This window comes from Streptomyces sp. NPDC057638 (genome assembly GCF_042800315.1).
Classification (GTDB): domain Bacteria; phylum Actinomycetota; class Actinomycetes; order Streptomycetales; family Streptomycetaceae; genus Streptomyces.
The window spans coordinates 1-11,139 of record NZ_JBHVHF010000272.1; the positions used below are offsets into that span (position 1 = coordinate 1).

10 protein-coding genes are annotated in these 11,139 nt (G+C 71.0%); 5 read left to right on the top strand and 5 right to left on the bottom strand.

The genetic code is table 11. The annotated features are described in order from the left end of the window. Positions 1–73: 73 nt before the first annotated feature. The 4 genes from ACFVIM_RS27580 to ACFVIM_RS27595 form a co-directional block, all read right to left on the bottom strand. A complete protein-coding gene (locus tag ACFVIM_RS27580) occupies positions 74–946 on the bottom strand; it encodes an amino acid ABC transporter permease (protein WP_384306643.1) in 873 nt (290 codons plus the stop codon). Beyond that, a complete protein-coding gene (locus ACFVIM_RS27585) occupies positions 943–1,617 on the bottom strand; it encodes an amino acid ABC transporter permease (protein WP_384306646.1) in 675 nt (224 codons plus the stop codon). Before ACFVIM_RS27585 ends, ACFVIM_RS27580 begins: the two co-directional genes overlap by 4 nt. A gap of 142 nt (positions 1,618–1,759) precedes the next feature. Then, positions 1,760–2,590 (bottom strand): transporter substrate-binding domain-containing protein, encoded by an 831-nt coding sequence (locus ACFVIM_RS27590; RefSeq protein WP_384306649.1) that lies wholly within the window; start codon positions 2,588–2,590, stop codon positions 1,760–1,762. A 113-nt stretch (positions 2,591–2,703) separates the two neighbouring features. Continuing rightward, the gene (locus ACFVIM_RS27595; protein ID WP_384306665.1) at positions 2,704–3,474 is read right to left on the bottom strand and encodes an amino acid ABC transporter ATP-binding protein; all 771 of its coding nucleotides are present in this window, start codon (positions 3,472–3,474) and stop codon (positions 2,704–2,706) included. A 506-nt stretch (positions 3,475–3,980) separates the two neighbouring features. Here ACFVIM_RS27595 and ACFVIM_RS27600 point away from each other — a divergent pair. Together ACFVIM_RS27600 and ACFVIM_RS27605 are read left to right on the top strand one after the other, a co-directional pair. Next, positions 3,981–4,682: a response regulator transcription factor gene (locus ACFVIM_RS27600; protein WP_384306668.1), complete on the top strand. Its 702-nt coding sequence runs from the start codon at positions 3,981–3,983 to the stop codon at positions 4,680–4,682. 16 nt (positions 4,683–4,698) lie between these two features. After that, positions 4,699–6,111 carry an ATP-binding protein gene (locus ACFVIM_RS27605; RefSeq protein ID WP_384306652.1) on the top strand — a complete coding sequence of 471 codons (1,413 nt, stop codon included), beginning with the start codon at positions 4,699–4,701 and terminating at the stop codon, positions 6,109–6,111. A gap of 66 nt (positions 6,112–6,177) precedes the next feature. On the opposite strand, the gene ACFVIM_RS27610 is transcribed toward ACFVIM_RS27605, so the two are convergent. Beyond that, complete coding sequence (locus tag ACFVIM_RS27610) at positions 6,178–7,179, bottom strand: TAXI family TRAP transporter solute-binding subunit (protein ID WP_384306655.1); 1,002 nt, start codon at positions 7,177–7,179, stop codon at positions 6,178–6,180. A 238-nt stretch (positions 7,180–7,417) separates the two neighbouring features. Here ACFVIM_RS27610 and ACFVIM_RS27615 point away from each other — a divergent pair, with 238 nt between their 5' ends. The 3 genes from ACFVIM_RS27615 (at position 7,418) to ACFVIM_RS27625 (ending at position 10,880) form a co-directional block, all read left to right on the top strand. Then, positions 7,418–8,338, top strand: a complete 921-nt coding sequence (locus ACFVIM_RS27615; RefSeq protein ID WP_384306657.1) for a LysR family transcriptional regulator — start codon at positions 7,418–7,420, stop codon at positions 8,336–8,338. 247 nt (positions 8,339–8,585) lie between these two features. Next, entirely contained in the window at positions 8,586–10,106 is a 1,521-nt protein-coding gene (gene miaB / locus ACFVIM_RS27620; protein WP_384306659.1) for a tRNA (N6-isopentenyl adenosine(37)-C2)-methylthiotransferase MiaB, read from the top strand. Positions 10,107–10,172: 66 nt separating this feature from the next. Then, entirely contained in the window at positions 10,173–10,880 is a 708-nt protein-coding gene (locus tag ACFVIM_RS27625; RefSeq protein ID WP_384306662.1) for a class III extradiol dioxygenase subunit B-like domain-containing protein, read from the top strand. Positions 10,881–11,139: the final 259 nt, after the last annotated feature.

Here is an 11,139-nt window from a genome sequence, read left to right on the forward strand (position 1 = left end):
CGCCACCGCCCCTCCCTCGGGTACGGCCGATGGACCATGTGGAGGGTCCGCCGGCCGGTGCCGGGGGTCAGATCTATGCCGCACCGCCCCCATCGACCGCCTCGCCGGTCAGCACGGCGCCGGTGCCCCTCTTGGCCTGGCGCAAACGGCGTTCCAGCCAGTTCGCGAGGGAGGTGAGAGCGGAGTTGAGCACGATGAAGATCAGGGCCACGACGGTCAGGGCGGCGATGGTGTTGGCGCCGTAGTTGGCCGTGATGGCACGGGTCTGGGACATCAGCTCGGTCAGCCCGAGCAGCGCCCCACCGAGCGCGGTGTCCTTGACGATGACCACGAGCTGGCTGACCAGCGCGGGGAGCATTACCGTCACCGCCTGCGGCAGCAGCACATAGGTCATGGTCTGGCCCTTGCGCATACCGATGGCCTGGGCGGCGTCCGTCTGTCCCCGGGGCAGCGCCAGGATGCCCGCGCGGACGATCTCGGCGATCACGGACGCGTTGTAGAGGACGAGTCCGGTGACCACCGCGTACATCGGCCGCAGATCGGAGTCGACGTTCGAGAACTGGACGAAGGCCGCGCTCGCGAACATCATCAGCAGCAGCACCGGGATGGCGCGGAAGAACTCGACGACGACACCCGCGGAGGTGCGGATCCAGGCGTGGTCGGAGAGTCGGCCGATGCCGAGTATCGCGCCGAGCGGCAGCGCGATCACCACGGCCAGCGCGGCGGCCTTGACCGTCTCCCAGAGGCCGGGGAGCAGGAAGGTGGTCCACACCTTGCTGTCCTCGACGAACGGGCTCCACTTCTCCGCCGCGAGCTGGTCCTTCTCCGCCATGGTGGCGAGAACCCACCACAGCGCGAGCCCCAGCAGCGCCAGGAAGGCCACGGTGTACAGGATGTTGCGCCGCTTGGCCTTGGGGCCGGGGGCGTCGTACAGCACGGATGTCATCGCTTCACCGCCACACGCTTGGCCACCCAGCCGAGCACCAGGCCCGTGGGCAGGGTGAGAACGATGAAACCGAAGGCGAAGACGCCGAAGACGGCGAAGAGCGCGTCGGCCTCGTTCTCGATCATTTCCTTCATCAGCAGCGCGGCCTCCGCCACCCCGATCGCCGCCGCCACCGTGGTGTTCTTGGTGAGCGCGATCAGGACGTTCGCCAGCGGCGCGACGACCGCGCGGAACGCCTGGGGCAGCACGATCAGCGTCAGCACCTGGAAGAAGCTGAGCCCGAGCGCGCGGGCCGCCTCGGCCTGGCCGACGGGCACGGTGTTGATGCCCGAACGCAGCGCCTCACAGACGAAGGTGCCGGTGTAGGCCGTCAGACCGAGTACGGCCAGCCGGAAGCCGGCGTCCTTGAAGTTGTCGGCGCCGAGTGAGAACCCCAGGGTCTGGCTGAGTCCCAGGGAACAGGCGACGATGACGACCGTCAGCGGGGTATTGCGGACCACGTTGACGTACGCGGTGCCGAAGCCCCGCATCAGGGGGACGGGGCTGACCCGCATCCCGGCCAGCACGGTGCCCCAGATCAGGGAACCCACGGCCGAGTAGAGGGCGAGTTTGACCGTCACCCAGAACGCGCCGAGCAGGTCGTACTGCCCGGAATCAAGAAAGTCGAACACGTTGACCCGCGATCTCTCCTGGTTGGATCGTGGCAGGTGCCCCGGAGCCGGAACCGGAACCGGAACCGGAACCTGAGCCCGGAACCGGAACCTGGACCGGAACCTGAGCCGGATCGGTCGGCCCGGGGCACCCGCCGCTGGCTCAGCCCTTCTCGGTGATCGCCGGCGCGGGCTCGTTCTTGTAGCCGGCCGGGCCGAAGTTGGCGGCGACGGCCTTCTCCCAGGCGCCGTCCGACTTCATCTTCTCCAGCGCCTTGTTGATGTCCTCGCGGAGCTTGGTGTCGCCCTTCTTCAGGCCGACGCCGTAGAACTCGTCGCTGAGCTTGAGGCCGACGAGCTTGAACTTGCCCTGGTGCTCCTTCTGCGCCGCGTACCCGGCGAGGATGGAGTCGTCGGTGGTCAGCGCGTCGACGGCCTTGTTCTCCAGGCCGGTCAGGCACTCGGAGTAACCGCCGTACTCCTGGAGGTCGGCCTTGGGCGCGAGCTTCTCCTTGACGTTCTGCGCGGAGGTGGAGCCGGTGACGGAGCAGAGCTTCTTGGAGTTGAGGTCCTCGGCCTTGGTGATCGAGGTGTCATCGGCACGGACCAGCAGGTCCTGGTGGGCCAGGAGGTAGGGACCGGCGAAGTCGACCCGGGCCTTGCGCTTGTCGTTGATCGAGTAGCTGGCGGCGATGAACTTCACGTCACCGTTGCTGATCATGTTCTCCCGCTCGGAGCTGGGAGTCTGCTTCCACTCGATGTCCTCGGCCTTGTAGCCGAGCTCCTTGGCGACGTACGTCGCCACGTCGACGTCGAAGCCGGTGTACTTGCCGTCCTGGGTCTTCAGCCCGATCCCCGGCTGGTCGAACTTGATGCCGATGGTGATCTTCTTGCCGCCGCTGCCCGAGTCGCTCTTGTCGCCACCACAGGCGGTGAGCGCCAGCGAGAGGGCGAGACCGGTGGCGATGGCAACAGATGTCCTGCGGAGCTTCATGGTGAGCATCCCTTTACGTCGTGGTTCGTCGGTCAGCGGTGGTGGTCGTCCACGGGGGCGCTCAGGGAGTGGGAGAGCGCCGCCGTGGACTCCGAGTCGTCGGGGGTGATCCGTCAGTGGTGCAGGATCTTCGACAGGAAGTCCTTGGCCCGGTCGCTGCGCGGGTTGCTGAAGAACTCGTCGGGTGTGGCCTCTTCGACGATCCGGCCGTCGGCCATGAAGACCACCCGGTTCGCCGCGGAGCGGGCGAAGCCCATCTCGTGGGTGACGACGACCATGGTCATGCCGTCGCGCGCGAGCTGCTGCATGACTTCGAGGACCTCGTTGATCATCTCCGGGTCGAGTGCCGAGGTCGGCTCGTCGAAGAGGATGACCTTGGGGTCCATCGCCAGCGCCCGCGCGATGGCGACGCGCTGCTGCTGACCACCGGAGAGCTGTGCCGGGTACTTGTCGGCCTGGCTGCCGACGCCCACCCGGTCGAGCAGGGCGCGGGCCTTCTGCTCAGCCGCCTTCTTCTCCGTACGGCGAACCTTGACCTGCCCCAGCGTCACGTTCTCCAGCACGGTCTTGTGCGCGAAGAGGTTGAAGGACTGGAACACCATGCCGACGTCGGCCCGCAGCCGTGCCAGCTCCTTGCCCTCCTGGGGCAGCGGCTTGCCGTCGATCGCGATCGAGCCGGAGTCGATGGTCTCCAGCCGGTTGATGGTGCGGCACAGTGTGGACTTCCCGGACCCGGAGGGGCCGATGACGACCACGACCTCGCCACGGGCGATGGTCAGGTCGATGTCCTGGAGCACATGCAGCGCGCCGTAGTGCTTGTTGACGTTGCTCAGCACGACCAGGTCGCCCGCTGCCGGGACAGCGTCCTTGGCGTCCTTGGTCATGGGTACTCCGCTCACGACTCTCGCTCCGTCCTCCTTGGTTGGGAGGACCCTAGTGATGCGGTGCGACCAGCGTCATTACATCTGAGCGGAAATTGAGCATAACGATATGGCTTCAAGCGGACACTGTGTGTGAAGAGGGTGCGCTCCGGCGTACCGGGTGCATAACGGAAACCGCTGTGGGGTGGGCAGCCCCTTGACTCCCCGGCCGGACATCGGTCTTCATGCCCTGGTACCCCCTGAGGGGGTGGGTCGGTCGTCGGGTTGACGACTAAATCCGTACCCCTCGGCCGATGGATTCCGTACCGCCGCCAGGGCCCGTGACCAGCCGCCCCGCGCGGGACGGTCGCGGCGATGCGGTACGAGGGTGTCTGGCCGGATTCCGGTTGGTGCCGGGGTAGCCGACCGTACGGAAACGTGCCGTACCGGAGGGGGTCGTTACGGTACGGCCGGGTGCACCCTTCAGGGGACGGATAGCGCAGATGAACGAGACGATCGAAGGGGGGCCATTGAGGCTGCTGCTTGTCGAGGACGACGACCATGTCGCCGCCGCTCTCTCCGCGGTGCTGGCGCGGCACGGATTCCATGTGGTGCACGCCCGCAACGGCGAGGAGGCGCTCAACGCGGTCCTGCCCGCCGCCCATCCCGGGAAGCCGCCCTTCGGCGTCGTCCTGCTGGACCTCGGCCTCCCCGACCAGGACGGCTACCAGGTCTGCGGCAAGCTGCGGAAGCTCACCTCCACACCCGTGATCATGGTGACCGCCCGTTCCGACGTACGGTCCCGGATCCACGGGCTCAACCTCGGTGCCGACGACTACGTGGTCAAGCCCTATGACACCGGGGAACTGCTGGCGCGGATCCACGCGGTCAGCCGCCGCACCGGAGCCGGTGACGAGGCGGCCGCCGACTCCGACGACGCCCTCAAGCTGGGCACCGTCACCGTCGAGCTGCCGACCCGGCGGGTCACCGTGGACGGAGCCGAGGTGCAGCTCACCCGGAAGGAGTTCGATCTGCTGGCGCTGCTCGCCCAGCGGCCGGGCGTGGTCTTCCGCCGGGAGCAGATCATCAGCGAGGTCTGGCACACCAGCTGGGAGGGGACCGGGCGCACCCTGGAGGTGCATGTGGCCTCGCTCCGCTCCAAGCTGCGGATGCCCGCACTCATCGAGACCGTGCGCGGCGTCGGCTACCGCCTGGTCGCCCCGGACGCCTGAGCCCCCCGCCGCCCCGGTGCGTACCCGACTTCTGCCCCTGCTCATCGTCCTCATGGCGGGCGTGCTGCTCGCCCTCGGCTTTCCGCTCGCGGTGAGCCTGGCCGCCGCCCAGCAGCAGCGCGTCGTCGTCGACCGGATCGATGACACCGTACGGTTCGCCGCGCTGGCGCAGTTCGTGACGGAGTCGACCGAGGACGCCGAACGGCGCGCCACCCTGCGACGACAGCTGGAGCGCTACCACGCCACCTACGGGATCCGGGCGGGCGTCTTCGACCGCGACGGCCGCGCCATGGCCACCTCCCCGCGGAACTGGTCCGGGCCGGCGGAAGGGCCGGGCCGGGGCGCCTTCCAGGAGGCGCTGACCGGCCGCCGCAGCCAGGATCCGGCCCAGGTGTGGCCCTGGCAGCGGCACCGGCTGGCTGTGGCGTCCCCGGTCGTCCGGGACGGGGATGTCGTCGCCGTGGTGCTCACCGACTCGCCCACGGGCCAGTTGCGTGCCCGGGTGCTCCAGGGCTGGCTGCTGATCGTGGCGGGGGAGGTCGGCGCCATGCTGCTGGCCGTGGGGGCGGCCTTCCGTCTCACCGGCTGGGTGCTCAAGCCGGTACGGGTCCTCGACGGAGCCGCGCACGACATCGCCACCGGGCGGATGAACTCGCGCGTCGCGGCCGCGAGCGGCCCACCGGAACTCCGCCGTCTGGCCCGCTCCTTCAACGAGATGGCCGACCATGTCGAGGAGGCGCTGGAGCAGCAGCGCGCCTTCGTCGCCGACGCCTCCCACCAACTGCGCAACCCCCTCGCCGCGTTGCTTCTGCGGATCGAGCTTCTCGCCCTGGAACTGCCGGAGGGCAACGCGGAGATCGCCTCCGTCCGTACGGAGGGCAAACGCCTCGCCCGGGTCCTGGACGACCTGCTCGATCTGGCGCTCGCCGAACACGCCTCCGCCTCGCTCCACCTCACCGACATCGGTGAACTGGCGGCGGAACGGGTCGCCGCCTGGCGTCCGCTCGCGGAGGAGAAGGGCGTACGGCTCAGTGGCTCCGGCGGTGCGGTGACGGCGTGGGCCGATCCGGTCGCCCTGTCCAGCGCCCTGGACGCCGTGATCGACAACGCGCTGAAGTTCAGCCCCGCCGGGGCGGCGGTCACGGTGGAGACGGCCTCGTGGGGGACCACCTCCACCATCGTGGTCAGCGACGGCGGTCCGGGGCTGACCGATGACGAGCTGGCCCGCGTCGGCGACCGCTTCTGGCGCAGCGGCCGCCATCAGAACGTCAAGGGTTCCGGTCTGGGGCTCTCCATCTCCCGGGCCCTGCTCGCGGCGGGCGGCGGCCGGATCACCTATGCCCACCACGAACCCCGGGGGCTGAGGGTGACGGTGACGCTGCCGCGTACCTCGCCCGTCCCCCCTGACGCCCACGGTCTCCGGCGCTGAGCGGGTCGGTCCCCGGCGCTCATCCGTCGCGCGGGCCCGGCTGGCGAACCGCCCGGCCCGAGGTCGCTACGGCTTGACCGAGGCGTAGTAGCGCCTCGCCCCGTCATGGAGGTCGAGCGGATCGGTGTAGATCGCTGTCCGCAGGTCCACCAGCTGGGCCGGGTGGACGGTGCGGCCTATGCGGTCCCGGCTCTTGATCACGGTACGGGTGAATCCCTCGACCAGGGCGTCGTCCACCCGGTCCGTGGTGACCAGGAGATTAGCGACCGCCAGGGTCGGCACCGGGGCGGCGAGCCGCAACGCGTGGTAGGCGTCGGCGGGTATCACCGCCGGGCGGTAGTACCCGTCGTCCACACCGCCCCCGCTGTCGCTGATGACCTTGAGGGCCAGTTTCCGGTCGAGGGGGACCAGCCGGACGGGGTAGCTCTTGGCCAGCGTCTCCACGGCGCCCGTCGGCAGCCCGCCCGACCAGAAGAACGCGTCGACCCCGCCGCCGCGGAGTTTCTCGGGAAGGGTGTCGATGCCCGCGTCGACCGGTCTGATGTCGCTCGCCGGGTCGATCTCCGCCGCCCGGAGCAGCCGCTCGGCGATCAGCCGGACGCCGGAGCCCTGCTGCCCGACACCCACCTTCCGGCCCCGCAGATCCGAGACGCGCTCGATGGGGGAGTCGGCGGGCACGACGAGCTGGACGTAGTCGTCGTAGAGCCGGGCGCAGCCGCGCAGCTGCCTCGTGCCCCGCTGGTCCTGGAACGCGGCGACGGCGTCGGCGGTGGCGATGGTGAAGTCGGCGTCGCCGTTCGCGATCCGCTCCAGGTTCATCCGGGAGCCATGGCTGTCGGAGAGTCGGACCGTCACGTCCGGCAGATCGCGGTGGAGGGCGTCCCTCAGCATTTCGCCGTAACGCTGGTACACGCCGTTCCGCAGGCCGGTGCTGAAGGTGAGCGAGCCGCTCGGGGTGGTCTCGCGGAAGGGGAAGAGCCACCAGAGGGCGGCCCCGAGCAGCGTCAGCAGCGCCGTGGACACCACGAGGGCGCGACGGCGGCTGAGACGGCGGAGGCTCGGGAACATGTGAGCGATCCTGCCAGGTGGCTCCGGGGGTTGGCGAGGGTTCGCGGGGGGCCAGGTGACCCGGCGCCGGAGCGGAACCCCCGGCTCTGCCTGCGGGAACGGTCCGCCGGACGGCGGCATGCGCCCACCAAGGGCCCGCGCGGGCCCGTCGCCCCACCGCCACGGCTCGCCCACCGCACAAGAAACCGAAGGCGTCGGGTCATCCGCTCTGCGTATTTTGCGTGCTTACAGTATGTATGTGACGCATATCAGAAACGCGGACCTCAACCTGCTGGAGGCCCTGGCCGTTCTGCTGGAAGAGCGCCACGTCTCACGCGCGGCCGACCGGTTCCAGCTCAGCCAGTCCGCGATGAGCCGTACCCTCCAGCGACTGCGCGACACCTTCGGGGACGAACTTCTCGTACGCGCCGGGCGTGGATACGAGCCCACCCCGCGCGGTCGCCAGATCCAGGGGGAGCTGGCCGACATCCTGCCGCGCCTGGAAGCCCTGCTGCGGGGCCACGCCTTCGACCCCGCCACCGCGACCTGCGCCTTCCGCGTCCAGTGCGCCGACGACGCCCTCTCCCTGCTGGGCCCCGGGCTCTTCCGGCGCGCCTTCCGCGCGGCCCCCCGGCTGACGCTCCAGATCACCCCGTACGGCGACGACCCGGCGGCCGACGTGGAGCACGGCCGGACCGATCTGGCGGTCACCGGGGCACGCCCCTCCCGGGCGCTCTTCTGGGAGCCCCTCGCCGAGGAGGACTTCGTCTGTCTGCTCGCCCATGACCACCCGGTCACGGGCGACCGGGTGGCACTGGCGGACCTGCGGCGCCACCCCCAGGCGGCCGTCACCGCCCCCGACGGCGATCTGGGCCCGGCCGAGCGCCAACTGGCCGAGCTGGGTGTGCGCCGACCCTTCGGACTGCGGGCATCATGCGTCTCGGCCGTGGCCGCCGCCCTGCCCGGCACCAGGCTGATCGCCACGGTCCCGCGCCGCGTCGCCCAGGGATACGCGTCCCGCCCCGCCTACCGCCTCGCCGAGGCGCCGAAGGAGCTGCGCCCGTTCGCGTACGGCATCGTCTGGCATCCGCGCGTCGACACCGATCCCGCCCACCGGTGGCTGCGCGGCGTCGTACGCGCCGGTGCCGAGGACCTCTCCGGCGCGCGGGACGGCCCGTGAACGCGCGGGACGCCCCATCGATAGGTCAGGCCAGGTCAGGACATGGCGCGGCGGGCGCGTCTCCAGGGAAGCGCGGAGCGGGGGTGCGTCTCCAGGGAAGCGGGGGCGCGGAGCGGGGGTGCGTCTCCAGGGAAGCGGGGACGGGGGCGCGTGGACGGCGTGAGGCGTGCCACGCCGCGGCCCCTAGCGGCGAGCCCTGGAGCCCGGCCCGGCGGGAACTGTCCGTGGCACCACCTACCCTTGTTCCATGACCAGCAGTGACCGGAGCCAGGTAGTGGACGTTCAGCGCAGTTACGAGATTCGCACCTACGGGTGCCAGATGAACGTGCACGACTCCGAACGGCTCTCCGGCCTGCTGGAGGAGGCGGGCTATGTGCGCGCCCCCGCAGGCGCCGACGGCGACGCCGACGTGGTGGTCTTCAATACCTGCGCGGTGCGGGAGAACGCGGACAACAAGCTCTATGGCAATCTCGGCCGCCTCGCGCCCATGAAGACCCGCCGTCCCGGGATGCAGATCGCGGTCGGCGGCTGTCTCGCCCAGAAGGACCGCGACACCATCGTCACCAAGGCCCCCTGGGTCGATGTCGTCTTCGGCACGCACAACATCGGCAAGCTGCCCGTCCTGCTGGAGCGCGCCCGCGTCCAGGAGGAGGCCCAGGTCGAGATCGCCGAGTCCCTGGAGGCGTTCCCCTCCACGCTGCCCACCCGCCGGGAGTCCGCGTACGCCGCGTGGGTCTCCATCTCCGTGGGCTGTAACAACACATGCACCTTCTGTATCGTGCCCGCGCTGCGCGGCAAGGAGAAGGACCGCCGCCCCGGTGACATCCTCGCCGAGATCGAGGCCCTCGTCGCCGAAGGTGTCTCGGAGATCACCCTGCTCGGCCAGAACGTCAACGCCTATGGCTCGGACATCGGTGACCGCGAGGCGTTCAGCAAGCTCCTGCGGGCCTGTGGCCGGATCGAGGGCCTGGAGCGCGTCCGCTTCACCTCGCCCCACCCCCGCGACTTCACCGACGATGTGATCGCCGCCATGGCCGAGACGCCGAACGTGATGCCCCAGCTGCACATGCCGCTCCAGTCCGGTTCGGACAGCGTGCTGCGCGCCATGCGCCGCTCCTACCGGCAGGAGCGTTTCCTCGGGATCATCGAGAAGGTCCGTGCCGCCATCCCGCACGCCGCCATCTCCACCGACATCATCGTCGGCTTCCCCGGTGAGACCGAGGAGGACTTCGAGCAGACGCTGCACACCGTCCGCGAGGCCCGCTTCGCGAACGCGTTCACCTTCCAGTACTCCAAGCGTCCCGGCACCCCCGCGGCGACCATGGACGGCCAGATCCCCAAGGAGGTCGTGCAGGCGCGCTACGAGCGGCTGGTCGCCCTCCAGGAGGAGATCTCCTGGGCGGAGAACAAGAAGCAGGTCGGCCGGACCCTGGAGGTCATGGTCGCCGAAGGCGAGGGCCGCAAGGACGGCGCCACCCACCGTCTGTCCGGGCGCGCCCCCGACAACCGGCTGGTGCACTTCACCAAGCCGGACCAGGACGTACGCCCCGGTGACGTGGTCACGGTCGAGATCACCTACGCGGCGCCGCACCATCTGCTCGCCGAGGGGCCCGTCGCCGCCGTCCGCCGCACCCGGGCGGGCGACGCCTGGCAGAAGCGGCGCGAGGCCCTCGCGGCCAAGCCCGCCGGGGTGATGCTCGGTCTGCCGTCCATCGGCGCCCCCGCGCCGCTTCCGGTCGCCGCCGCGCCCGCCTGCGGACTGGGCTGAGCGCCCCACGGCGCCGCGCCTCCACCCGCCGCGGCGCCGTGCCCGGCACGGGCTAGGCTGCCGATCATGCTTGTCGCCGCCGCCGTCTGCCCCTGTCCGCCGCTGCTGGTCCCGGAGGTCGCCGCCGGGGCGGCGCCCGAACTGGACGCCACCAGGGCCGCCTGCGCCGACGCCCTGGCCGTCGTGGCGGCCGCCCGGCCCGAGCTGCTCCTGGTCGTCGGCCCCGCCTCGGCGGACGGCCGCGGGCCGCACCGGGCGGGCGCCCGGGGCTCCTTCCGGGGCTTCGGTGTGCCCCTGGACGTACGGCTGGGAACGGGCGAGCCGCAGGACCGGCCGCTGCCGTCCTCCCTGGCCGTCGGTGCCTGGCTGCTCGACCGTGTGCGCTGGTCCGGCGCGCCCGTGGAGGGACTCGGCGTCGACGAGCGCCTCGCGCCGGAGCGCGCGCTGGCCGTGGGGCGCGAGATCGCCGCCCGCGCCGAGCGGGTCGCCCTGCTGGTGATGGGTGACGGCAGTGCCTGCCGCACGCTGAAGGCCCCGGGCTATCTGGACGAGCGCGCCACCGCCTTCGACGCCCTGGCCGCCCGCGCCCTGGGTGACGCCGACATCGCCGCCCTGGCGGCCCTGGACGCCCGCCTCGGGGTCGAGCTCAAGGCGGCGGGCCGCGCCCCCTGGCAGATCCTCGCGGGCGCCGCCGAGGACGTGTCCCTCACCGGCTCCCTGCTCCACGACGACGCTCCCTACGGCGTCGGCTACCTGGTCGCCGCCTGGTCCTGATCCGGTACGGGGGCCAGGGGCCCGATTCCGTCCGCGCGCCCCTGGTGACTCCCCAGGCTCCGCCCAGGACCCACCCGGGCGGCGCGGCCCAGGCGGGACCCCGCGGACACGATCTCACCGGGCACTACACCCGGGACTCACCGAGGACACGCCCGTACGGCAGGTGAGCGCCCCCGGGCCACGCGCGTACCGACCGGTGCCCCCGGGAGGTCCCGTAACCATGACAAGGCCGGACGGCCCGGAGCGGGATGCTCCGGGC

Bases quoted from the DNA above. Each gene is read 5' to 3' on its own strand.
- ACFVIM_RS27610 (WP_384306655.1), bottom strand. From the start codon at position 7,179: ATGTTCCCGAGCCTCCGCCGTCTCAGCCGCCGTCGCGCCCTCGTGGTG.
- ACFVIM_RS27580 (WP_384306643.1), bottom strand. From the start codon at position 946: ATGACATCCGTGCTGTACGACGCCCCCGGCCCCAAGGCCAAGCGGCGC.
- ACFVIM_RS27590 (WP_384306649.1), bottom strand. From the start codon at position 2,590: ATGAAGCTCCGCAGGACATCTGTTGCCATCGCCACCGGTCTCGCCCTC.
- miaB (WP_384306659.1), top strand. From the start codon at position 8,586: ATGACCAGCAGTGACCGGAGCCAGGTAGTGGACGTTCAGCGCAGTTAC.
- ACFVIM_RS27625 (WP_384306662.1), top strand. From the start codon at position 10,173: ATGCTTGTCGCCGCCGCCGTCTGCCCCTGTCCGCCGCTGCTGGTCCCG.
- ACFVIM_RS27595 (WP_384306665.1), bottom strand. From the start codon at position 3,474: ATGACCAAGGACGCCAAGGACGCTGTCCCGGCAGCGGGCGACCTGGTC.